Genomic DNA, 21961 nt, shown 5'->3' with positions numbered 1-21961 from the left:
TCAGCGCCGCCGGGCCTGGGCGCGGGCGATCGTCTCGACCGCCTGTTCGGCGAGGACGGGCCCCGCATTGCCCGGGGCCATGATCGCGCGTTCGGCGGCGCGGATGCGGGTGAGCGCGCGGGCGAGCTGGTCGGGACCCCAAGCGCGGAGGGCGCGGGCGGTGGCCTGTTCCTCGCGGAAGAAGACGCGGTGGCGCTTCATGACGGCATCGACGGGCTCGCCCCCGTCCAGGTCGGCGCGCATCGCGGCGAGGCTCAGCAGGCGGCGCTGGAGCTGGCGGAGCCAGGGGATGGGGGAGACGCCCGACTCGCGCAGGCGGGTGAGCTCGTTCCCGAGCAAGGCGGGGTCGCCGGCCAGGACCGATTCGACGAGGCGGCCGGCCTCCGCCTCGCCGAGGTCGGCGGCGAGGTCGTCGAAGGCTTGCGGCGTGAGGTCGGCGGGGCGGTCGGGGTCGGCGTCGAGATAAAGCGCGAACTTTTCCAGCTCGCGCACGGCGATGGCGGACTCGCCGCCGCTGGCCGCGACGAGGCGGCGGAGCAGGAGCGGATCGACGCGAAGGCCGAGCTCGCGCGCGGTGCCCGCCAGCTGGCGTTCGAGGTCGGCGGGGCTGGGCGGATAGCAGGCGAAAGCGAGGGCGTCCTTGGCGTCGAGCGCGAGCTTGACGAGCTTGGAGGTCGCCTTGGCGGTGGGCGCGACGGCGAGGACGGGGTTGCCCGCCCGTTCGGCCTCGAGCAGCGCGGCGATGGCGGGGACGGACTCCTCGCCGACCCCGGCGACGCGGATCCAGCGCTTGTCGCCGAACAGCGACAGGGACGCGGCCTCGTCGGCGAGGCGGGCGGGGTCGACCTTCAGCGCGGGGCCGTCGAGGTCGACGCGCTCGGCCCCGTCGCCCATCGCCTTGCCGAGGCGGGCGGCTAGTTCGGCGGCGAGGCCGGCGTCGGGGCCGTGAAGGAGGATCAGGCGGTGGCGGGGATGGTCGAGCGCGGCCCTGACCTGGCCCGCGTTGGCCTTCACCGGGGGTTGGCGCGGGCGTAGAGCGCCAGGCGGGCGACGATCTCGTCGGCGACGATCAGCGACAGCCGTTCGAGCGCGGTGTTCTCGGCGGCGATGGTGGCGTATTCGGATTGCACCACGTCGATCCCGGCGTCGGAGCCCGCGGTCGCGTCGAGCACGACCGATCCGTCGGCGAGATCGACGAGCTGGTAGCGAGCACGGACCGAGCGGCGTTCGCGCGTGACGGCGTCGTCGCGGCGGATGCCCAGCCCGGTGATGCTGTCGTCGAGGCGGACATCGAGGCGGTAGCGGGGGCCGGTCCCGCCCTCGCCGAGGCGGTCACGGAGGGCGTTGGCCATCAGCCAGCCCGCGCGGCCCTCGATCGCGGCGATCTCCACCTGACCAAGCGAGGAAGCGACGGGGCCGTTCGCGCCGCCGGCGTAGAGCGGCTTGAGCCCGCAGGCGGGGAGCGCGAGCGCGAGGAGGGCAACCAAGATTTTCGGGACCCGCTTCATGCGACGAGGTTCACTAGGCGGTCGGGAACGACGATGACCTTGCGCGGGGTCTGGCCGCCAAGGAACTGGACCACCTTGTCGGAGGCGAGCGCGGCGGTCTCGACCTCCTCGCGGGGCAGGCCCTTGGGCAGGACGAGCGTGTCGCGGAGCTTGCCGTTGACCTGGACGGCGATCGTCACCTCGTCGGCGACGAGGAGCGCGGGGTCGACGGGCGGCCACGCGGCGTCGGCGACCAGGCCGTCGTTGCCCGCGGCGGCCCAGGCCTCCTCGGCGAGGTGCGGCGTCATGGGGGCGACGAGGAGCATCGCGGTGCGGACCGCCTCGGCGCGGGTGGCGGAGGGCGGGGACTTCTCGATCGCGTTCACGAGTTCGTACAGCTTGGCGACGGCCTTGTTGAAGGCGAGCGCCTCGATGTCGGCGGCGACGCCCGCGATCGTCTGGTGGAGCTTGCGGGCCAGGTCCTTGTCCTGGCCCTCCCCGTCCTTGGTATCGGCGAACAGGCGCCAGAGGCGTTGGACGAAGCGCCAGGCGCCTTCGATCCCGGCCTCGGACCAGGGGAGGTCGCGCTCGGGCGGGCTGTCGGAGAGCATGAACCAGCGCACCGCGTCCGCGCCGTACTGGTCGACGATGGGTTCGGGGTCGACGGTGTTCTTCTTGGATTTGGACATCTTCTCGATGCGACCGATCTCGACGGTCAAGCCGGTCGCGCGTTCGACGCCATTGTCCACCTCCTCGGGCGAGAGCCAGCGGCCGTCGGCGGATCGGTAGGTCTCGTGCGTCACCATGCCTTGGGTGAACAGGCCGGCGAAGGGTTCGGCGACGTCGAGGCGGCCGATGCGGCGAAGGGCGCGGGTCCAGAAGCGGGCGTAAAGGAGATGGAGGATCGCGTGCTCGACCCCGCCGATATACTGGCCGACGGGGAGCCAGCGTTCGGCCGCCGCCTTGTCGAAGGGCTCGGTCGTCGGTTGGCTGGCGAAGCGGATGAAGTACCAGGAGGAGTTGACGAAGGTGTCGAGCGTGTCGGTCTCACGCCGGGCGGGGCCGCCGCAGGTCGGGCAGGCGACATGCTTCCAGGTCGGGTGGCGGTCGAGCGGGTTGCCGGGGACGTCGAACGTCACATCCTCGGGAAGGATGACAGGGAGTTGGTCGTGCGGGACGCCGACGGGGCCGCAGGCGTCGCAGTGGATGATCGGGATGGGGGTGCCCCAGTAACGCTGGCGCGAGACGCCCCAGTCGCGCAGGCGATACACGGTGGTGCCGTCGCCCCAGCCCTCCGCCTCGGCCCGCGCGATCACGGCACGCTTGGCAGTCTCGACGTCCATGCCGTCGAGGGGGCCGGAGTTCACGAGGAGGCCGGGGCCGGTGTATGCGGTGTTCCCTGTGAAATCGGGCGCGGTGTCGTCGCCCTCCGCGACGACGCGGCGGACGGGCAGGCCGTATTTGCGCGCGAAGTCGAGGTCGCGCTGGTCGTGGGCGGGGACGCCGAAGACCGCGCCGGTGCCGTATTCCATCAACACGAAGTTGGCGATGTGGACGGGCAACCGCCATTCGGGGTCGAAGGGGTGCGCGGCGGTCAGGCCGGTGTCGAAGCCCAGCTTCTCCTGCGTGTCGAGTTCGGCGGCGGTGGTGCCGCCGCGCTTGCACAGCTCGATGAAGGCGGCTGCTTCGGGATTATTCGCGGCGGCCGCTTGGGCGATCGGGTGGTCGGGGGCGACCGCGACGAAGCTCGCGCCGAAGATGGTGTCGGGGCGGGTGGTGAAGACCTCCACTTCTCCCCTCCCGCTTGCGGGAGGGGTCGGGGGAGGGGTTGTTTCGGGGGCCGGGTCCTGCCCTCCCCCAGCCCCTCCCGCTGGCGGGAGGGGAGAAGAAAGGGCGAAGCGGAAGCGTAGGCCCTGGCTGCGGCCGATCCAGTTTTCCTGCATCAGGCGGACCTTGTCGGGCCAGTCCTTGAGGTCGCGCAAGCCCTCGATCAGCTCGTCGGCGAAGTCGGTGATACGCAGAAACCATTGCGAGAGCTTGCGCCGCTCGACGAGCGCGCCCGAGCGCCAGCCGCGGCCGTCGATCACCTGCTCGTTGGCGAGCACGGTCATGTCGACCGGGTCCCAATTGACCGCCGATTCCTTGCGGTAGACGAGGCCGGCCGCGTAGAGATCGAGGAACAGCGCCTGCTCGTGGCCGTAATAGTCGGGCTCGCAGGTGGCGAGCTCGCGGCTCCAGTCGAGCGCCAGGCCGAACCGCTTCAGCTGCGCCTTCATCTTGGAGATGTTGGCGCGCGTCCAATCGCCGGGGTGGACGCCCCGCTCCATGGCGGCGTTCTCGGCGGGCATGCCGAACGCGTCCCAGCCCATGGGGTGCAGAACTTCATGCCCCGTCATCCGCCAGAAGCGCGCAAGGACATCGCCCATGACGTAGTTGCGGCCGTGTCCGACATGGATGTGCCCCGACGGATAGGGAAACATCTCCAAGACGTAACGGTGCGGCTTGGAGCTACCGTCGTCGGCGCGGAAGGTGCCGCGCTCCTCCCAGGTCCTCTGCCAAGCCGCGTCCGCCTTGAGCGCGTTGAAGCGTGACGTCACGGGTCGGGTTCAGCCCGCCATCGCGCCGCGGCGCAGGTCGCGGGCGCGGGTGAGGATGATCTCCTCCAGCTTCTGGACGGTCGCGGCCTGGACGGGGGCGGCGACCCATTGACCGCCCTGGGCCACCTGACGGATCGCGGCGACGCGAAGCGCATCGGCGCGCAGATCCTGGTCGAGGATGGTGACGGTGACCTTCATCCGCTCGGTCGGGGTCTGCGGGTTGGCGTACCAGTCGGTGACGATGACGCCGCCGTTCGAGTCGGTCTGGACGAGCGGCATGAAGGACAGCGTATCGAGGCTGGCGCGCCACAGATAGGAATTGACACCGATCGTCGTGACCCTGGACGCGGCGAGATCGGCGGTGACGCCCCCGCGCTTGCCCCCGCAGGCCGCGAGCGGGAGCACCAGCCCAAGCAGCAGCGGCGCGAGCAGGAAACGGGATGGGGGGGTCATGGGCGATCGTCCTGAAAACGGGAACTCGGTCGCGTCCCGCTCTACAAGCGTGGTTCCGGTGCCGCAAGGCAAGGCCCGAGACCCTGCATATTGTGTGCCGATGGCAACACTCCGGTGAAAAAACGGTCCGAAGCGACGGCGTAGGCGGATTGCCGCTTGGATTCGGCGAAGCGGGGCAACAGGTATTTTCCCGTGAAGATCGGGAGCAGCAAGGGCCGCATCGTCGCGGGCATCGTCGCCGGAGCGCTTGTCGCCGCCGGGGTCGTCGTCGCGCCCGCGAGCGCCGCGACCGAGCAGACCCGCAAGGCGACGACGAAGCGCACCGGCGCGCCCGCGCGCGGGGTAGGATCGTTCACGCCGTCCTCGGCCGACCCGCGACTGGCGGCGTTGTTCGCGCGGGGCGGGCTGGAGACGCGCGGCTTCCGCTTCACCCCCGCCGAGGCGAAGAACAGCCGCGCGGTGACCGTCGCGGTGCGCGCGCGGACGAACCGTCCGGATGCCGATCGCATCGCCGCCGCGTCGCCCGCGGTGGGCCTGGCGCCGATCGCGTATAATCTGGGGCTCGCGGTCGGCTGGCGGCGGTTCGCGTTGTCGGGCGACGTCGCCAAGGTCGATTTGCCCGGGCAGTCGGGCGGGCGCGAGTCGGCGGAGGTCGGCGTGAGTTATTCGCTGCCGCGCCTGACCACGCGGGTGAAGGCGGGCGCGGACCGCGCGACCGGCGAGGGCCCGCAGCTGGTGGCGGGCGAGCGGAGCTATTCGCTCGATGTGGGCAGCTCGTACTCGCTGACGCGTAACCTGGATGTGACGGCGGGGGTCCGGTACCGGACGGACCGCGAGCGGATCGCGCGGCTGGACGATCGGCGGGATAGCCAGGCGGTGTATCTGGGGACGGCTTTTCGCTTTTAGCGCGGCGAGTCTTGCGCCACGCTGGCGCAAGACTCGCGCAAGCTCGGCCGGCGTAGCGTAGCTGCGACCGACGGCGCGGCTTTGCCGCGGCTCTTTACCTTTCATCGTTCAGTTTTACTCGACTGGCTGAATTTGTTCACGCGAAGGCGCGAAGGCGCCAAGAAGATGCGGGGATGGCGAGGGCTGGTTCCGCCCGCCCATGCAGGCGAAGTCTTCGGGAGACGCGGCTTTGCCGCGGCTTGAGTGCCGGCCGTCGCCCTATTCCGCACTGAGGGCCCGCCCCTCACCCTGGCGCTTCGCGCCCGCGTCAGGTCGGCTATGCCCCCGGCATAACCTAAATAGTCCGGGGGACTATCTACCTGACGCGCTCTCCCGCGAAGGCGGGAGAGGGTTAGTGAGCGCGTCGATCGCCGCCCATCCCACGAAGCCAAGCCCACGTAGTTGTCGGAACCGTCGCTCCGTCATTCCGCCCAGCGCGACCATCCCGATCCCCGATCCTCGCCCGATCACAGCAGCGCGCGCCGGGCCGATCGCCCTCGCCTCCGGATGCGAGCGCGTCGGGAAGATCGGCGAAACGAACAGCAGGTCCGCGCCCGCGCGCGCCCCCGCGATCGCCTCCCGGCGATCATGCGCGGGCCATGTCCGCACGCCCGTGCCTTTCGCCGTCCCATGAACCCCGTCGGAACGCCCGACCCGGTCCGGCCGCGCGACCACCAGCACCAGCCGACGTGCGCGGGCGATCCGGCGTACCCGCCCGAACAGCGCGCGGCGGTCTCGGTCGCCAAGTAGATAGTGCCGGAACACCACGCCCGACCCGGGCGGAAGGCGTCGGAGCGTCGGAAGGAGCGCGTCGCCCATGCGCTCGTCGGTCATGAGCCAGCGGGCGGGGTATCGGGGGCGCATCGGGGCTCCTATAGGGCGCGGGATGACGGCCGACACCAGGTTACGCGCGATCACCGAGCGGATCGCCAGGGCGGCGGCGTCCGTCGGGCGGCCGGGGGACCGGGTGACATTGGTCGCGGTGTCGAAGACGCATGCGGCCGACGCGATCAGGCCGCTGCTGGAGGCGGGGCAGCGCGCGTTCGGCGAGAACCGGGTGGCAGAGACGGCGGAGAAATGGCCCGCGTTGCGCGAGGAATATCCAGACACGCGGCTGCATCTGGTCGGGCAGCTGCAATCGAACAAGGCCGACGAGGCGACGGCGCTGTTCGACGCGATTCATTCGGTCGACCGGCCTTCGTTGGTGAGCGCGCTGGCCAAGGCTATGGACCGGGCAGGGCGTCGGCCGGACTGTTTCGTGCAGGTCAACATCGGGGGCGAGGCGCAGAAGGGCGGGTGCGCGATCGCCGACGTGCCCGCGCTGCTGGCCCAGGCGCGCGGGGCCGATCTGCCGGTCGCGGGGCTGATGTGCCTGCCGCCCGCCGGGGTGGAGCCCGCGCCCTATTTCGCGCTGCTCGCCAAGCTGGCGCGCGAGGAGGGAGTGACAGGGTTGAGCATGGGGATGTCGGACGATTTCGAGACGGCCGTGATGATCGGCGCGACGCATGCGCGGATCGGGTCCGCCTTGTTCGGAGAGCGCGCTTGAGATTCGGGGCCGTGCTGTTCGATTTCGACGGGGTGCTGATCGAGAGCGAGTATCTGGGCAACCGGCAGATCGCGGAGTGGCTGACGGCCAACGGGCATCCGACGACGGCCGAGGACTCGATGGCCAACTTCATGGGTTATTCGGGGGCGGATTTCCGGGCGCGGCTGGAGCGGCACATGGGCCGGGCGCTGCCGCCCGAGTTCGACGTCGCGCGCCGGGCGGAGGATGAGCGGGTGATGCGCGACGGGATCGACGCGGTCGCGGGCGCGGTCGCGTTCGTCGAGGCGCTGCCCCACGGACTTCCCAGGGCGGTGGTGTCGTCGAGCTCGACGCGGTGGATCCGGCGCCACCTGGAGCATATCGGCCTGGGGAGCGCGTTCGGCCGGCATGTATATAGCGGGGCCGAGCATGTGACCCGCGGCAAGCCCGCGCCCGACCTTTATCTTCACGCCGCCGCCGAACTGCGCGTGCCTATCGAGCGGTGCGCGATCATCGAGGACTCGCCCGTCGGGGCGACGGGGGCGGTGGCGAGCGGGGGCTACGTGATCGGGCTGTGCGCGGGGACGCACTGCGCGGCCGATCACGGCGAGCGCCTGCGGGCGATCGGGGTGGACGCGGTGGCGGGGGATTTCGGGGCGGTCGAGGCTTTGCTGCAGTAGGTCCCTGGAGCGCCGCGGCAAAGCCGCGTCGTCGGTCGTAGCTTCGCAACGCCGGCCGGCTTCCGGCGAGTCCTGCGATGGGGCATCGCAGGCCGCCTACAGCTGATGTCCCGTCCGGTCGCGCTTGGTGGCGAGGTACCGCTCGTTGTGCGGGTTGGGCGGCAGGAAGTGCGGCACGCGCTCGATGACTGTCACGCCCTTCGCCTGCAGCCCTGACACCTTGGCGGGGTTGTTCGTCAGCAGCCGCACCCGGTCCTGCCCGAGCAGCCGAAGCATCCGCGCCGCCACGCCGAAATCGCGTGCGTCGACCGCGAAGCCGAGGCGGGTGTTGGCGTCGACGGTATCGAAGCCTTGATCCTGGAGGGCGTAGGCGCGCAGCTTGTTGACGAGGCCGATGCCGCGGCCCTCCTGGCGGAGATAGAGGAGGACGCCCCAGCCTTCGGCGGCGATCGCGCGGATGGCCTGGGCGAGTTGGGGGCCGCAGTCGCATTTGAGGCTGCCGAGCACGTCGCCGGTCAGGCACTCGCTATGGAGGCGCACCAGCGGAGGCTCGCCGGTCGGGCGGCCGATGAGGAGGGCGATGTGCTCGTCGGCGGACTCGGGCGAGCGGAAGGCGGCGATCTCGGCGTCCTCCGCGTAGGTGACGGGAAGGCGGGCGCGGACGGCGAGCCGGAGGCGGTCGGGGTCCTCGTGCGCGTCGATGTCGGCGGGGGTCAGGGTGACCTCCGCGCGCGCTGGGTCGCCGGTGAAGAAGGCGGGGAGCAGGCCGGCGATGCGCGCCAGGCGGAGCGCGGCGGCGGCGGGGGTGGGATCGGACAGGGGCAGCGCTCGGTATGGGCCCTTGAGGGGGGTGGCGAGGTCGAATTGCGGGTCGGCGAGCGCGGTGGCGGCGGCGAGGTCGATCCACGCGGCGCGCTCGACGAGGACGGGGGCGTCGGGGGTCGCGGCTTCGCGTTGGTTGGCGAGCTTGAGCGTGGCGGCTCTGCCGGCGGAGATCAGGAGGTCAGCGTCCTCGAAGGCGTGGAGACGGTCGGGATCGGCGGTCTCGACCGCGAGCAGGCCCAGGCCGTTCACGGCGATCGGCCAGCCTCGGCGGAGCGCGTCGATCGCCTTGGCCGCCGCGCGTGGGTCGCTCACCAATCGAACTCGGTGACGAGGGGGACATGGTCGGAGGGCTTGGGCCAGTCGCGGGGCTCGATGACGACGTGGTGCGCCCGGGCGATGGCGGCGACGTCGGGGGTGGCCCATTGATGGTCGAGGCGGCGGCCGCGATTGGAGGCGGCCCAATCCTTGTTCCGGTAACTCCACCAGGTGAAGACGGGTTCGGGCGGGGGCTGGAAGCGGCGGCCGAGATCGACCCAGTCGTTCGCGGCCTGGAGGCGGTCCAGCGCCTCGACCTCGATGGGGGTGTGGCTGACGGTGCCCAACAGCTGGCGGTGGCTCCAGACGTCGCTTGGCAAGGGGGCGATGTTGAAGTCGCCGACCAGGACGGTCGGGACGTCGAGCGCGTCGGACCAGCGCGTCATGCGATCGAGGAAGTCGAGCTTCTGGCCGAACTTCGGGTTCAGCGCGCGGTCGGGGAGATCGCCGCCGGCGGGGATGTAGACATTCTCGAGCCGGACGCCGTTCGGCAGGCGGACGCCGAGATGGCGGGCCTCGCGGTTGGCCTGCCAGTCGAGGCGGTCGTCCTTCGTGACGGGAACGCGGGAGACGACCGCGACGCCGTGATAGGAGGGCTGGCCGTGGAGGACGATGTGCTTGTAGCCCAGTTCCCGGAAGGCGTCGGCGGGGAAGTCGGCGTCGACGACCTTGGTCTCCTGGAGGCAGAGGATGTCGGGTTCCCGCTCGCGGAGGAAGCGCAGGACGAGGTCGATCCGGAAACGGACCGAGTTGATGTTCCAGGAGGCGATCTTCACGGGGGCGGTCTAGGGGGTTTGCGCGCCGCGGCAAAGCCGCGGCGTCGGTCGGGGCTTCGCCCCGCCGGCCGGGCTTCCGGCGAGTCCGGCGGCGGCACGCCGCTGGCCGCCTGAAGCCAAAGGCCCTTGCTCCGGGGGCATGGAACAAGGGCCGACCTGGCGTAGTCACGCAGGCGGGATAAGAAGCCAAGGCCCGAGCAACAGGGGGAAAATCCCGGACCCCGACCGCAAATCCGCGATACGCCCCATAGCGGCGTTAACCTGTCGCTGCGATGAATGGATCGTCAGGAACGGGGACCCGCCCGCCGCGGGTCGTTCCAGCGGAACGTCCCGTCGCCGACGGGCACGCCGTGGCGCTGGTTCGACAGGCGCACGGTGGTGCGGTTGTTCTGGCTGTCGAGCGCGACCCAGCCCTGGAGCGTCAACCCCGCGGGCGCGGCGGCGTCGCGCGCGAAGATCAGGGTGATGCGGCCGTATTCCGGATGCTCGGGATCGCGCGCCTCGACCGAGATCACCCGCGCCGCGCCGGGGACGATCCGGGCGTAGCGGGACAGGTCGCGGGAAGGATCGAGCAGCACGCCCAGCGGCGAGTTGCGGATCGGCCAGCGCTGCACCTGGCGCACCGAATAGTCGATGAAGGTCAGCGCTCCGCCCTCCGCGACGATGAGCAGCGGCACGCCCTTCCCGTACTGGAAACGGATGCGGCCGGGCTGCTTCAAGGTCAGCACCCCCGTCAACACGCGCCCGTCGCGATCGGTCTGCGAGAAGTTCGCGGTGAGCGTGGAGAGCGACCGGATATGGCGCTGGACGACGGCGATGTCGGTCGCCGGCGCGGCCGCGAGGACCGGCACGGCAGGCGCGGCGAGGGTGAGCGCGGCGGCGAGGACGGCGGCTGGGACGGCGGCTGGGACGGGCGGACGGATCAGCGGACGAGCTCCTTGGTGGCGGCGGCGTGGGTGGGCCCGTGGGATTGAACCGGCCGTGAACCGCGGAAACGCGTGGGCCAAGATGAACAAGTCGAAACCCCGGCGCGGTCTCGACTTCACGCAAGGCAGGGGTGCGGAGGCGCGGAAGTTCACTAAAGTTCACGCCAAGAACGCCTTGGAGTGAATGGCGGGCGGTGTCGGCGCACGGCGAAACGGCTCCCGCGCGCGGCCCGGACCTGCCGGGCGGTACGCCCGGATGGTCGGGGCGGATCGGATCGTCACCCGCCAGCTTGGAGCAGAAGAACTCCAACATTGGAAGGGGTCGATGCACGGCCCGCATCGCGCCGCATGCCGTCGGCGGACCCAAGTCGTTTACCTTTCCACGCTAACCGCACGAAGGATGTGGTGGCGCGAACGAGCGGCGGTGGAGCAGCGGTCGGCGGCCCGCGACAAGCGGCCCGCGCCGCGGCGATCCGTCCTTTCATGGACCTGGGTCGTGCTCGTCGGCGCCTTCGCCGCGCTGGCCACGCTCACCTTCGCGGTCGCGGCGCGCGCGGACGCGGCGCGCGACACGCAGCTCGACGCGCAGTGGTGGCGAACCCACACGCTGGACGTCCTGATCGACGCGGAGGCGGTCGACACCGCGCTCAACAAGGCCTTGCGCGGCGAGCGAGGCTACGTCCTGACCGCGCGTCCCGGAGCGCTGGCGACCTTCGAGCGGGGACTCGCCGACTATCGTCGCCTCGCGGACCGCCTGCGCCGATTGACGCGCGACAACGCCTCGCAGCAGCGCCGCTTGGCCGAGCTCGACCGGCGGGTCGCGGCGTTCGCGGCGACGTCGCTGTCCGCCATGGAGCTCATGAAGTCGGGCCAGGCCGACCGGGCCCTGGCGGTGGTCCGCACGGGCCGCGAGCGCGAGAGCCTGGAGAACGCGACGGCGACCCTCGACGAGATCAAGGCCGAGGAACGGAGTCTGTTGGGGTTGCGGGAGGCGCGCAGCGCCGAGGCCGCCGCCCGCAGCGAGCGATTGGGACGGATCGTCCCGGTGCTCGACGGCGCGCTGCTGTTCGCGATCGGATGCGCGATCGCGGCGGTGCTGCGCGCGCGGGCGGCGGCCGACCGCACGGCCGCGGCGATCGCCAAGAACGAGCGGCTGCTGAACCTGGCCCAGTCCATGGGCAAGCTGGGGCACTGGTGCCTGAACACCGGCGACGGCACCATGATCTGGTCGGACGAGGTCCTGCGCATCTTCGGGTTCGCTCCGGGAACGCCGGCGACGGTCGAGAACGCGCTGGCCGTCTATCATCCAGACGACGTGGCCAGGGTCCGCGAAACGCTGCGAAAGGCTTTGGCGGATCGCGAGGGGTACGAGTCCCAGGCGCGCGTCGTGCGGCCGGACGGCGCGGTCGTCCACATCCTGACGCGCGCCGAGATCGAGCTGGACGCCGCCGGCGCGCCCGCGGGATTGTTCGGCATCGTGCAGGATGTGAGCCAGCAGGTCGCCGCCGAGGCCCAGCGGCGGGAGCAGTATGAGCAATATCGTCTGCTGGCCGATCATTCGAACGACATGATCGTCCGCATCGGCCTGGACGGCATCCGGCGTTACGTGTCACCCGCCTGCCAAGCGCTGCTCGGCTATTCCCCCGAGGAGATGACGGGCGGCGCGCCCGTCGCCGCGATCCACCCGGACGACCGGGCGCGCGTCATGGACGTCTGCCGGTCGCTGCTGACCGGCGTGGACCATCCCATCTGCAGCTATCGGCAGGAGCACCGGGACGGCCGCTATGTCTGGCTGGAGGCGACATACCGGTTGATCCATGACCGGAACGGCGAACCGGTGGAGTTCGTCGCCAGCGTGCGCGACATCAAGCGTCGGCAGACCGCCGAGATCGCCGCCGCCGAGGCCGCCGCCGACCTGCAGGAAAGCCACCGGCTGTTCAGCATGGCCGCATCGCTGGCGCGGGTCGGTCACTGGCGGGTCGACCTCGTGCGCGGCGAGGTCGTCTGGTCGGACGAGGTGTACCGGATACACGGGGTCGGACCCGATCACGTCCCCACGCTCGACAACGCCATCGAAGCTTACCACCCGGACGATCGGGAGCGGGTGCGCGGCCTTGTCGAACGGGCCATGGCGCACGGGGAGCCGTTCGCCTTCTCGGCGACGCTGTTGCTCGACGACGGATCGTCCAAGTCCGCCGCGGTGCAGGGCCAAGCGGAGCGAGCCCCGGACGGCGCCGTCGTCGGCATCATCGGCGTGGTGCAGGACATCAGCGCGCAGGTGGCGGCGCAGGAGGCGCTGCGCGACAGCGAGCGGCAATACCGGCTGTTGGCGGACAACGCCACGGATGTCGTGCTGCGCACCGCGGACGACGGGTCGGTCCTGTACGCGTCGCCGTCCTGCGTCGAGTTGTCCGGCTTCACCCCGGACGAATTGATCGGGCGGCACTGCGCGGAGTTCATCCACGAGGACGCGCAGGAGTCCGTCCACGCCGCCCACCTGGCGATCATCACCGGAGCCCGGGACGCGGTCACCGTCCGATATCGATTGCGGCAGAAGAGCGGCGGCTGGCGCTGGCTCGAGTCGCACATGAGGGGCTGGCTGGGGCCCGACGACATACCCGCCGGCGTGATCTCGGCGATCCGCGACATCGAGGCGCGCAAGGCGCTGGAAGCGGAACTGGTCGCGGCGCGGGAGACCGCCGAGGCGGCCGCGCGCGCCAAATCCAGTTTCCTGGCCAACATGAGCCATGAGATCCGGACGCCCATGAACGGGGTGGTCGGCTTCACGGAACTGTTGCTGGCGAACGAGCTCACCGTCGAACAGCGCCGCCGCGCCGAGCTGATCGCGGATTCCGGGCGCAGCATGGTCCGGCTGCTCAACGACATCCTCGACCTGTCGAAGATCGAGGCGGGTCAGATGAGCGTGGCTTCCGAGCCGTTCGACCTGGTCCACGCGCTGCGCGCCTGCGTCAAGCTGGTCAAACCCGCGATCGAGCAGAAGGGCGTGCGACTGGAATCGGACATATCGACCGCGTTGCCGCAGATGATCTTGGGCGATGGATTGCGTCTGCGCCAGATCATCCTGAACCTGCTGGGCAACGCGGCCAAGTTCACTGCGGAGGGCCGGGTGCTGCTGCGCGCGCGCCTGACGCACCAGGCGGACGGCGGCCGCGTCGTCATCGAGGTGGAGGATAGCGGCGCGGGCATCGCGCCCGACCGCCAGGCGGCGATCTTCGAACGCTTCGTCCAGGCCGACGCGGACGTCGCGCCGCGTCATGGCGGCACCGGGCTGGGCCTGCCGATCAGCGTGGAACTCGCGCGGCTGATGGGCGGCGACATCGCGCTTGAAAGCGAGCTCGGCCGAGGATCGCGTTTCATCGTGACGCTGCCGCTCACACCCGTCGACGGAGCCGCGGCGGTCCCCGCGGCGACGCGACCGATCGGGGAGGCGACCGGGGACGCGACCGGGCGCGCGACCGGGGATGGGGAGGATCCGGTCGCGTCGTTCGACCGTTCGATGCGCGTGCTGGTCGCGGAGGATCACGACGTGAACCAGCTTCTCATCGCGGAGATGCTGAAGCGGCTCGGCTGCGCGGCGGAGATCGCCGCCGACGGCGAGGAGGCGCCGGCCATGATCGCATCGGCCGACCGGGAAGGCCGTCCCTATTCGATCGTCCTCATGGATATGCAGATGCCGCGGCTCGGAGGCCTGGAGGCCACCCACCGCCTGCGCGCGTCCGGTCACGACGCGAACCGGTTGCCGATCGTGGCGCTGACCGCCAACGCCTATGCCGACGACGTGGCGGCGTGCCTGGCGTCGGGAATGCAATCGCACCTCGCCAAGCCGCTCGCGCTGCGCGACCTGGAGACCGCGCTCAGGCGTTGGGCGATACCGTCGGCGACGCCGTCCGCGCCGGAGCCCGGGCGTCCCGAGCCGCGTCCCGGCGGCGCTATCCATGAACGCTATCGGCTGCGACGGGACGAAACGCTGCGCAAGGTCGACGAGCTCGTGCGCTCGGGCGCGTTCGAGGGAGCGGCCGTCGCCGAGGTGGCGGAGCTCCTGCACAAGCTCGCGGGGACCGCCGGGATGTTCGGCGAGGCGCGGCTCGGCGACCACGCCGGCGCGCTGGAGCATGGGTTGCTCACCTGGCGCGCGGCGATACGCGCCGAACGCCTGCGCGATCTGGCGGCCGCGTTGCGTGACGCGGCTTGAGGAGCATGGCCGCGCCCTCATCCCGGGATGAGGGCGCGGCCACGGGACTTAACAAGCGGACGCCGGCCAGTTCGCCCGAGGCGCGGCCACGAAGGCCGGCGAAGGCGACCGGCGCGCCGGGGTCAGGCGTAGGCGACGACTTCCTTGCGGCGGCGCAGGACGCCGCCGACCAGGCCGAAGCCCAGGATCATCATGCCCCAGGTCGCGGGCTCGGGCACCGTGGGCGCGAACGCCAGTCCGTCGAAGGTGGAGCCGTTGATGAGGCCGAAGGTCCCGGTCGTGAACAGGGTCGCGTTGGTGCGGAATATGTATGTCGCGCTGTTCTCGGTACCGATCAGCCCGTTGGGCGAGAAGAACGTCTGGAGGACCTGACCATCGGGACTGCGGCCGACCGTGGTCGTGGACGTGCCCGGGTTGTTCACCGCCGTGAACGCGCCCCCGCCGTCGGGATCGGCCGCGCTGACGAAGCCGTCCACGCTGAAGCCGGCGAAATTGGAGGCGGTAAGGATGTCGATCTGTTGATCGGCCAGCGAACCGGGTCCCGTGCGGGCCACCTGATAATAGAAGTCCAGGGTGCCCAGGGTATTGCGGTAGACCGCCGACCGCAACGTCGCCGCGAAGGTCCGCGCGGTTCCCGGTACCGACGTGAAAGCGATCTGCGAACCTTGCGTGGCCGGAATGAACGGGTCGAATATCAACCCCATGCTGCCGGGAACGATCACGGTTGCTTGCGCCGGGGCGACTGCCATCGTCACCGCCGCAGCGGTCGTCAATAGAGCCAAAAGCTTCTTCATGATTTTTCTCCCTCTGTGTTCAACTACAACGGCTTCATTCCCATCGAACAACGACGTCGGCCACGACCTCCGACGTTGACAACCTTATACGTTTCTTGCGCCGGGTAATCGTACACCTAAGTTAAGTCTTGATATTTACTTGAAATTTCATGTCGAAAGCCGACATCGCGCGGTTTCGCCCGCAAGAAAACCGTAACAATCATGCGCGTGCCGGGTGCCCGGATAGCGGGGCCGTCGAACTTCGCGCGGCTGTTCAGCGATCGGGCGCGGGCTGAGCGCGACGCATGGCGCGTCTCCGCGCCGTTCCCATACGCCGGCGGTCGAGCGGACCTGGTCCGCTAGACGGCGTGTCCCTCGGCGTCGCGCAACACCTCTCGCCGGCCCACATGGTCCGGCCGGCCGACCACGCCGTCCTTCTCCATGCGCTCGATCAGGCGGGCCGCCGAGTTGTAGCCGATGCGGAGCTGGCGTTGGAGCCAGGAGGTGGACGCCTTGCGGCTTTCGCAGACCAGCTGGATCGCGGCGCGGTATTGCTGGTCCTCGGCGGAGTCCTCGCCGGTGGGGGCGCCTTCGAGCTGGTAGCTCTCCTCGGGCTCCTCGGTGACCGACGAGATGTAGTCGGGGCTCCCTTGCGCGCGCCAGAAGTCGGCGACCGCGTGGACCTCCTCGTCCGAGACGAAGGGGCCGTGGACGCGCACCACGCCGCGGCCGCCGGGCATGTAGAGCATGTCGCCCTTGCCCAGCAGCTGCTCGGCCCCCTGTTCGCCCAGGATGGTGCGGCTGTCGATCTTCGAGGTCACGTGGAACGAGATGCGGGTCGGCAGGTTCGCCTTGATGACGCCGGTGATGACGTCGACCGACGGCCGCTGCGTCGCCATGATGAGGTGGATGCCCGCCGCGCGCGCCTTTTGCGCGAGGCGCTGGATCAGGAACTCGACCTCCTTGCCCGCCGTCATCATCAGGTCGGCGAGCTCGTCGACGATCACGACGATCTGGGGGAGAACGTCGTATTCGAGCTTCTCCTCCTCGTAGATCGGCCGGCCGGTGTCGGGGTCGTAGCCGGTCTGGACACGGCGGCCGAGCGGCTGGCCCTTCACGGCGGCGGCGCGGACCTTGTCGTTGAAGCTGGCGAGCGACCGGACGCCGACCGACGACATCTGGCGGTAGCGGTCCTCCATCTGCTCGACCGCCCATTTCAGCGCGCGGACGGCCTTGGCGGGGTCGGTGACGACGGGCGACAAGAGGTGCGGGATGTCGTCGTACGCCGACAGTTCGAGCATCTTGGGGTCGATCATGATCATGCGGCACTGGTCGGGGGTGAGCCGGTAGAGGAGCGACAGGATCATGGCGTTCAGGCCGACCGACTTGCCCGAGCCGGTGGTGCCCGCGACGAGCAGATGGGGCATGGGGGCGAGGTCGGCGACGACGGGATCGCCGGCGATGTTCTTGCCAAGGATGATGGGGAGCTGCGCGGCCTGGTCCTCGAAGGCCTGGGAGCCGACGAGTTCGTGCAAGGACACCATCTCGCGGGTCGGGTTGGGAAGCTCGATGCCGATCACGGTGCGGCCGGGGATGGTGGCGACGCGCGCGGAGATGGCGGACATGTTGCGCGCGATGTCGTCGGCGAGCTGGATCACGCGGCTGGCCTTGATGCCGGGGGCGGGTTCGAGCTCGTACATGGTGACGACGGGGCCGGGGCAGACCTCGGTGATCTGGCCGCGGACATGGAAGTCGTCGAGGACGGACTCGAGCAGGCGGGCGTTGCGCTCGAGCGCGGGGCGGTCGATCGCGCCCTTGGGGGCGGGGGGCGCGGGGGTGAGCAGGTCCAGGCTCGGAAGCTTGAAGGTGGCGTTGGTGTCGACGGGCGCGCGCTTGGGGGCGGCGGGCATCGCGGCGGGGGAGGAGCCGCGCTCGGCGATGCTGATGGCGTTATTGGGCGCGGGGCGGTCGGGCTTGGGCGCGCGGTCGGCGAGTGGGCGGCGGGTCAGTTCGAGGGGCTCGTCGCCCAGGGCATCGTCATAGGCCCCGGCGATCTTGGAGCGTTGCCTGGGGCGTGAGCGGCGGGCGAGTTCGGCCCAGTCGATCTCGACCGCGCGACCCCAGACGAGCGCGCCGGCGACCCCGGCGAGGACACCGAACGCGAGCAGGGCCCACCATTCGGCCTGGGGCTCGCCGATGAAGCCCGTCGCCCACTGCGCCGCGCCCGTCACGCCGAGCCCGACCACGCCGCCCCAGCCGGCGGGGAGCGCCAGGACCGATGCATCGGACACGGTCGCCAACGCGGTCGCCATCAGCGCGACGCCAAGCGCGGAGCCGCGCAGCATGCGAAGCCATTCGCCGGGGGGCAGCCCTTTCCACAGGCGGAGCGCCACGATCGGGACCATGGGAAGGAGAAGCGCGACGGCGGGGCCAAAGACGGTGAGCGCGAGGTCGGCGAACCACGCGCCGGGGAGCCCGACCAGGTTACGCGCGGGGCCGCCGCCTGCGGTGTTGATCGCGGGATCGCCGGGATGATAGCTCGCCAGCGCCAGCGCGGCGAGGACCGCTAGGAGGAACAGCGCGACGCCGGCGACGAGCGCCCCCGAGCGGACCGCGCCCGCCCTGACCGTCTCGCGCCAGAGACCCTGCCCCGACCGTCCGAGCTGCGCGCGGCTCGCCATCCCCGTATCCCCCTTAAATCGGCGGAAAGCATCGCGGGGGCGGCGGGCGGCGTCAAGGCGGCCGTTGGCGCGCGCGGCCGGCGCGGGTAAGGGCGTGGCTTATGAGCACCACCACCCACGCCGACGTCCTGATCCTTGGCGGAGGGCTGGTCGGCGCGACCTTGGCGCTGGCGCTGGCGAAACATGGCCTGACGGGGGTGGTCGTCGATCCGGCCGATCCGGCGGTGACGCTGGCCCCCGGTTTCGACGGGCGGGCGTCGGCGATCGCGAGCGCGAGCGGCCGGATGCTGGAGGCGATCGGATTGGGCGCGCGGCTAGCGGGGCTGGGGCAGCCGATCGCGTCGATCCGCGTGTCGGACGGGCTGGCGCCGGGGCGGCTCGATTTCACGCCGGATGCGGACGACGGGGCGCTCGGCGTCATGTACGAGAACCGGGCGCTCCGCCGGGCGATCCACGCCGCGATGGGGGAGGCGGGGGTCGACCTCCGGATGCGGACGGCGGCGGTCGCGGTCGAGCGCGGGGAGCACGGCGTGACCGCGACTCTCGATGACGGGGCGGTCGTGCGCGCGCCGTTGCTGGTCGCGGCGGAGGGGCGGAACTCGCCCACGCGGGCGGCGGCGGGGATCAACGTCGCGCGGTGGAAGTATGACGACGCGGCGATCGTGGGGGCGTTCCATCACGCGCGGCCGCATGAGGGCGTCGCGTACGAGATCTTCTATCCGGCGGGGCCGTTCGCGCTGCTGCCGCTGGTCGGCGACGCCGATGGGCACCGATCGGCGATCGTGTGGACGGTCGCGGCGCGCGACGCGGCGGGGATGCTCAAGCTGTCGGACCGGGCGTTCCTGCATGAGGCGGAAAAGCGGATGGGCGGGTTGCTCGGCGCGCTGTCGGGGGCGTCGCCAAGGGTGAGCTGGCCGCTCGGCTTCCACCTGGCATCGCGGATCACGGCCGAGCGGCTGGCGCTGGTGGGCGACGCCGCGCACGGCATCCACCCGATCGCGGGGCAGGGGCTGAACCTGGGCCTGCGCGACGTGGCCGCGCTGACGGAGGTGCTGGTCGAGGGCAAGCGCACCGGGCTAGACCTGGGCGACGCGGCGCTGCTGGCGCGGTACCAGCGGTGGCGCGCGCTGGATACGGGCGCGATCGCGGCGGCGACCGACGGCCTCGCGCGGCTGTTCGGGATACCGGGACGGACGGCGAGCGCGGTCAGGCGCTTGGGGCTTGCGGCGGTGAACGCGGTCGATCCGCTGAAGCGCGCCTTCATGGCCGAGGCGCGGGGCGAGGCGGGGGAGCTGCCCGCGTTGCTGCGGGGCGCGTTGGTCTAGCGAACCTCATCGGTCGCGGTCAGCACGGCTTCCGCCTCGACGCCGCGTGTCCGCACCATGATGAAGGTTCCCGCCCAGACGCCCGGGATCGTCCAGCGGCCGGTGATCTCGGCGCCCTCGGCGTCGAGCGCGCCTTCATAGGCGACGATGTCGTAATCCTCGTTTTCCTCGTCGTCATAGAGCTTCACGAAGGTGACGGCCGCCCCCGCGCGTCGCCCGTCGATGCGCGCGGTGACGGTGTCGCCGCGCAAGGAGGGCTCGACGGTGTGGCCCGACAGGGTGCCGCCCGCGTCATGGAGCATCGCGGTGAACTCGGTCGGGGGCTGGGCGGCGGGATAGTTGAAGATGCCGCGCCAGTCGCCGGTCAGGTCGTCGGCCCGGTTCACGGGAGCCGCCGCGCTTCCTCGACGAGCATCACGGGGACGCCGACGCGGACCGGGTAGGCCAACCCTGCCGCCTCCGACACCAGCTCGCCCGCTTCCTGGTCGTAGCGGAGCGGGGTGCGGGTGACGGGGCAGCAGAGGCGTTCGAGGAGCCAGGGGTCGATCATGCCGTGGAAGTAACCGTTCGCCCTGAGCTTGTCGAAGGGTCGTCCTTCTCGCCACTGTCGTGTAGAACAAAGACCCTTCGACAAGCTCAGGGCGAACGGAGGGGATTTCCTCGTAGGACGTCCACGCTATTGCAGCGTGACCCGGTTCTCGCCGTCGTGGCGGCCGAAGAACTGCATCAACTGGATGAGCAGCTCGGCGCGCTCCTCGATGCCGCCCGCCTCCAGCAGCGCCTGTTTGGCGGCGGCGTCGAAGGGGGCGATCTGGGCGATGCCGTTGGTGAGCGTCTGGTCGTCGAGCTTGCCGACCTGATCCCAATCGACCGCATAGCCCGCAGCCTCGGCGAAGCGGCGCGACTCGGCTTCCAGCGAGGCGCGACGGCCGAGCGAGAGCGTCTCGTCGGGGGCGGTCTCGAGCAGTTCGGCCTCGACCTGGCGGAAGAGCGTCGACACGTCGAGCTCGCGCACGACGCGGAACAACGCCACGCCCTCCAGGATCAAATTGTAGCGGCCGTCATCGAGCGCCTCGACCTCGGCGATGCGGCCGACGCAGCCCAGATCGAACAGTTCGGGGCGGTCGCCCGAGCCTTTCGGCTGAATCATGCCGATGCGGCGGTCGCGCGCCATCGCGTCGGAGACGAGCGCTCGGTAGCGCGGCTCGAACAAATGGAGCGGCAGGTGCATGCCGGGAAACAGGATCGCGCCGGGCAACGGGAAGATCGACAGGCGCGTGGTGGCGAGGTCGCGGGTCATCCGAACAGGACCGCGGACAGGCGGCGACGTTGGGCCGACACCCAAGGATCGACGAGCCCGACCACCTCGAAAATCTGGAGAAGCTGCGTGCGCGCCGCACCCTCGTTCCAGTCGCGGTCGGTCGCGACGATGTGGAGCAGGCCGTCGGCGGCGGCGTCGCGGTCGCCCGCCGCCATCTGGGCGTTGGCGAGCGTGTACCGGGCTTCGAGATCGTTCGGGTCCGCGTTCACCGCCGCGACGAGCGGGCCGAGATCGTCGACCGGCGGCGCGGTGCGGGCGAGCGCGAGCGCGGCCTGGGCGCGCGCGACGCCGGGATCCTTGGCGAGCTCGGGCGGGAGCGCGGCGATCAGCGCCTCCGCCTCGTCATGCTCGCCCGCCGCGACGAGCGCGCGTAGGCGCCCGGACAGGACGGCGGGGTGGTCGGGGGCCATCTCGGCGAGCTGGTCGAAGATCGACAGCGCGCGGGGGGCGTCGCCCTCGGCCAGCACGTCCTCGGCCATCGCGATCAGCGGTTCGAGCTCGGCTTCGGCGTCCGCCGCCTCCGAGTCGATCGGCAGTTGCTTCAGGAGCTGGTCGAGGACGGTGCGCAGCTGCGATTCGGTGCGCGCGCTGGTCATGTCGGCGACGAGCTGGCCGCCATGCATCGCGTACACCGTCGGGATGGTGCGGATCTGGAATTGCGACGCGATGAACTTGTTCTTGTCGGTGTCGACCTTCGCGAGCACGACGCCCTTGTCGGCATAGGCGGCCGCGACCTTTTCGAGGAGCGGGGTCAGCGCCTTGCAGGGGCCGCACCATTCCGCCCAGAAATCGATGATGACGAGCTTGGTCATCGACGGCTCGACGACGTCGCGGCGGAAATCCTCGACGGCGGTCTTGTCGGCGGCGCTCATCCCCAGGGTGGTGGCCAAGGCTGTCTTCTCCGTGTGCTTGCGTGGGGGGTCATGTGGGCCGGGCGGGCCGGTAAGCCAAGGGCCTTGGGTGGGGGCTTGGCAAGGGTGGGGACGGGTGCTAACTGCGCTCGCTCACCCGCCCGGTACGTCCCGGGCCCGGCGCCAGAGCGGGCGTAGCTCAGGGGTAGAGCACAACCTTGCCAAGGTTGGGGTCGAGGGTTCGAATCCCTTCGCCCGCTCCAGTTTT

General features: G+C 70.7%; 19 protein-coding genes and 1 tRNA gene. 6 read left to right on the top strand and 14 right to left on the bottom strand.

What is annotated here, in order from left to right:
• From holA to ACFE71_RS04420, 4 genes are read right to left on the bottom strand one after another with little or no spacing between them, the layout of a single operon-like run.
• Complete coding sequence (holA, locus tag ACFE71_RS04435) at positions 1-1014, bottom strand: DNA polymerase III subunit delta (RefSeq protein WP_375427606.1); 1014 nt, start codon at positions 1012-1014, stop codon at positions 1-3.
• Positions 1011-1508, bottom strand: a complete 498-nt coding sequence (lptE, locus tag ACFE71_RS04430) for an LPS assembly lipoprotein LptE (protein ID WP_375427605.1) — start codon at positions 1506-1508, stop codon at positions 1011-1013. Before lptE ends, holA begins: the two co-directional genes overlap by 4 nt.
• The gene (gene leuS / locus ACFE71_RS04425; protein ID WP_375427604.1) at positions 1505-4084 is read right to left on the bottom strand and encodes a leucine--tRNA ligase; all 2580 of its coding nucleotides are present in this window, start codon (positions 4082-4084) and stop codon (positions 1505-1507) included. The genes lptE and leuS overlap by 4 nt, the downstream gene beginning before the upstream one ends.
• A 9-nt stretch (positions 4085-4093) precedes the next feature.
• Positions 4094-4537 (bottom strand): DUF3576 domain-containing protein, encoded by a 444-nt coding sequence (locus tag ACFE71_RS04420; protein WP_375427603.1) that lies wholly within the window; start codon positions 4535-4537, stop codon positions 4094-4096.
• A gap of 192 nt (positions 4538-4729) precedes the next feature.
• Here ACFE71_RS04420 and ACFE71_RS04415 point away from each other — a divergent pair, with 192 nt between their 5' ends.
• Positions 4730-5443: a hypothetical protein gene (locus ACFE71_RS04415; protein ID WP_375427602.1), complete on the top strand. Its 714-nt coding sequence runs from the start codon at positions 4730-4732 to the stop codon at positions 5441-5443.
• Positions 5444-5794: 351 nt separating this feature from the next.
• On the opposite strand, the gene ACFE71_RS04410 is transcribed toward ACFE71_RS04415, so the two are convergent.
• Positions 5795-6346 carry a thiamine phosphate synthase gene (locus tag ACFE71_RS04410; RefSeq protein ID WP_375427601.1) on the bottom strand — a complete coding sequence of 184 codons (552 nt, stop codon included), beginning with the start codon at positions 6344-6346 and terminating at the stop codon, positions 5795-5797.
• 22 nt (positions 6347-6368) lie between these two features.
• On the opposite strand from ACFE71_RS04410, the gene ACFE71_RS04405 reads away from it, so the two are divergent.
• Positions 6369-7028 carry a YggS family pyridoxal phosphate-dependent enzyme gene (locus tag ACFE71_RS04405; protein WP_375427600.1) on the top strand — a complete coding sequence of 220 codons (660 nt, stop codon included), beginning with the start codon at positions 6369-6371 and terminating at the stop codon, positions 7026-7028.
• Entirely contained in the window at positions 7025-7687 is a 663-nt protein-coding gene (locus ACFE71_RS04400; protein ID WP_375427599.1) for an HAD family hydrolase, read from the top strand. The genes ACFE71_RS04405 and ACFE71_RS04400 overlap by 4 nt, the downstream gene beginning before the upstream one ends.
• A 96-nt stretch (positions 7688-7783) precedes the next feature.
• Here the strand turns inward: ACFE71_RS04400 and ribA are convergent, their stop codons facing one another.
• The 3 genes from ribA to ACFE71_RS04385 all read right to left on the bottom strand — a co-directional run bounded on the left by ribA (position 7784) and on the right by ACFE71_RS04385 (position 10454).
• A complete protein-coding gene (ribA, locus tag ACFE71_RS04395; RefSeq protein ID WP_375427598.1) occupies positions 7784-8824 on the bottom strand; it encodes a GTP cyclohydrolase II in 1041 nt (346 codons plus the stop codon).
• Positions 8821-9603 carry an exodeoxyribonuclease III gene (locus ACFE71_RS04390; protein ID WP_375427597.1) on the bottom strand — a complete coding sequence of 261 codons (783 nt, stop codon included), beginning with the start codon at positions 9601-9603 and terminating at the stop codon, positions 8821-8823. Before ACFE71_RS04390 ends, ribA begins: the two co-directional genes overlap by 4 nt.
• A gap of 284 nt (positions 9604-9887) precedes the next feature.
• Positions 9888-10454, bottom strand: coding sequence for an outer membrane lipoprotein carrier protein LolA (locus ACFE71_RS04385; RefSeq protein ID WP_375427596.1), 567 nt, complete (start codon positions 10452-10454; stop codon positions 9888-9890).
• 475 nt (positions 10455-10929) lie between these two features.
• Here ACFE71_RS04385 and ACFE71_RS04380 point away from each other — a divergent pair, with 475 nt between their 5' ends.
• Positions 10930-14742, top strand: a complete 3813-nt coding sequence (locus ACFE71_RS04380; RefSeq protein WP_375427595.1) for a PAS domain-containing protein — start codon at positions 10930-10932, stop codon at positions 14740-14742.
• 122 nt (positions 14743-14864) lie between these two features.
• Here ACFE71_RS04380 and ACFE71_RS04375 read toward each other — a convergent pair whose 3' ends face one another.
• Together ACFE71_RS04375 and ACFE71_RS04370 are read right to left on the bottom strand one after the other, a co-directional pair.
• On the bottom strand, positions 14865-15536 hold the full coding sequence (locus tag ACFE71_RS04375) for a PEPxxWA-CTERM sorting domain-containing protein (protein ID WP_375427594.1): 672 nt from the start codon (positions 15534-15536) through the stop codon (positions 14865-14867).
• A gap of 338 nt (positions 15537-15874) precedes the next feature.
• Positions 15875-18196 carry a DNA translocase FtsK 4TM domain-containing protein gene (locus tag ACFE71_RS04370; protein WP_375427593.1) on the bottom strand — a complete coding sequence of 774 codons (2322 nt, stop codon included), beginning with the start codon at positions 18194-18196 and terminating at the stop codon, positions 15875-15877.
• A 101-nt stretch (positions 18197-18297) separates the two neighbouring features.
• Between ACFE71_RS04370 and ACFE71_RS04365 the strand changes: the two genes are divergently transcribed.
• Positions 18298-19521 (top strand): FAD-dependent monooxygenase, encoded by a 1224-nt coding sequence (locus ACFE71_RS04365; protein ID WP_375427592.1) that lies wholly within the window; start codon positions 18298-18300, stop codon positions 19519-19521.
• Here ACFE71_RS04365 and ACFE71_RS04360 read toward each other — a convergent pair.
• The 4 genes from ACFE71_RS04360 to ACFE71_RS04345 form a co-directional block, all read right to left on the bottom strand.
• A complete protein-coding gene (locus tag ACFE71_RS04360; protein ID WP_375427591.1) occupies positions 19518-19907 on the bottom strand; it encodes a hypothetical protein in 390 nt (129 codons plus the stop codon). The genes ACFE71_RS04365 and ACFE71_RS04360 overlap by 4 nt on opposite strands.
• Positions 19904-20071: a Trm112 family protein gene (locus ACFE71_RS04355; RefSeq protein ID WP_375427590.1), complete on the bottom strand. Its 168-nt coding sequence runs from the start codon at positions 20069-20071 to the stop codon at positions 19904-19906. Before ACFE71_RS04355 ends, ACFE71_RS04360 begins: the two co-directional genes overlap by 4 nt.
• Positions 20072-20197: 126 nt before the next feature.
• Complete coding sequence (locus ACFE71_RS04350) at positions 20198-20821, bottom strand: LON peptidase substrate-binding domain-containing protein (RefSeq protein WP_375427589.1); 624 nt, start codon at positions 20819-20821, stop codon at positions 20198-20200.
• Positions 20818-21714 (bottom strand): tetratricopeptide repeat protein, encoded by an 897-nt coding sequence (locus tag ACFE71_RS04345; protein ID WP_375427642.1) that lies wholly within the window; start codon positions 21712-21714, stop codon positions 20818-20820. Before ACFE71_RS04345 ends, ACFE71_RS04350 begins: the two co-directional genes overlap by 4 nt.
• A 167-nt stretch (positions 21715-21881) precedes the next feature.
• Here ACFE71_RS04345 and ACFE71_RS04340 point away from each other — a divergent pair.
• Positions 21882-21956: transfer RNA gene (locus ACFE71_RS04340), tRNA-Gly, on the top strand.
• The last annotated feature ends 5 nt before the right edge of the window (positions 21957-21961 follow it).

This window comes from uncultured Sphingomonas sp. (assembly GCF_964237155.1).
GTDB lineage: Bacteria > Pseudomonadota > Alphaproteobacteria > Sphingomonadales > Sphingomonadaceae > Sphingomonas.
The sequence above is the reverse complement of the archived record's forward strand: the minus strand, read 5'-3'. Positions and strand labels throughout refer to the sequence as shown.

Bases quoted from the DNA above. Each gene is read 5' to 3' on its own strand.
- ACFE71_RS04350 (WP_375427589.1), bottom strand. From the start codon at position 20,821: ATGACCCGCGACCTCGCCACCACGCGCCTGTCGATCTTCCCGTTGCCC.
- ACFE71_RS04410 (WP_375427601.1), bottom strand. From the start codon at position 6,346: ATGCGCCCCCGATACCCCGCCCGCTGGCTCATGACCGACGAGCGCATG.
- ACFE71_RS04355 (WP_375427590.1), bottom strand. From the start codon at position 20,071: ATGATCGACCCCTGGCTCCTCGAACGCCTCTGCTGCCCCGTCACCCGC.
- lptE (WP_375427605.1), bottom strand. From the start codon at position 1,508: ATGAAGCGGGTCCCGAAAATCTTGGTTGCCCTCCTCGCGCTCGCGCTC.
- ACFE71_RS04380 (WP_375427595.1), top strand. From the start codon at position 10,930: ATGTGGTGGCGCGAACGAGCGGCGGTGGAGCAGCGGTCGGCGGCCCGC.
- ACFE71_RS04420 (WP_375427603.1), bottom strand. From the start codon at position 4,537: ATGACCCCCCCATCCCGTTTCCTGCTCGCGCCGCTGCTGCTTGGGCTG.
- ACFE71_RS04405 (WP_375427600.1), top strand. From the start codon at position 6,369: ATGACGGCCGACACCAGGTTACGCGCGATCACCGAGCGGATCGCCAGG.
- ACFE71_RS04375 (WP_375427594.1), bottom strand. From the start codon at position 15,536: ATGAAGAAGCTTTTGGCTCTATTGACGACCGCTGCGGCGGTGACGATG.
- ACFE71_RS04345 (WP_375427642.1), bottom strand. From the start codon at position 21,714: ATGAGCGCCGCCGACAAGACCGCCGTCGAGGATTTCCGCCGCGACGTC.
- ACFE71_RS04370 (WP_375427593.1), bottom strand. From the start codon at position 18,196: ATGGCGAGCCGCGCGCAGCTCGGACGGTCGGGGCAGGGTCTCTGGCGC.
- ACFE71_RS04365 (WP_375427592.1), top strand. From the start codon at position 18,298: ATGAGCACCACCACCCACGCCGACGTCCTGATCCTTGGCGGAGGGCTG.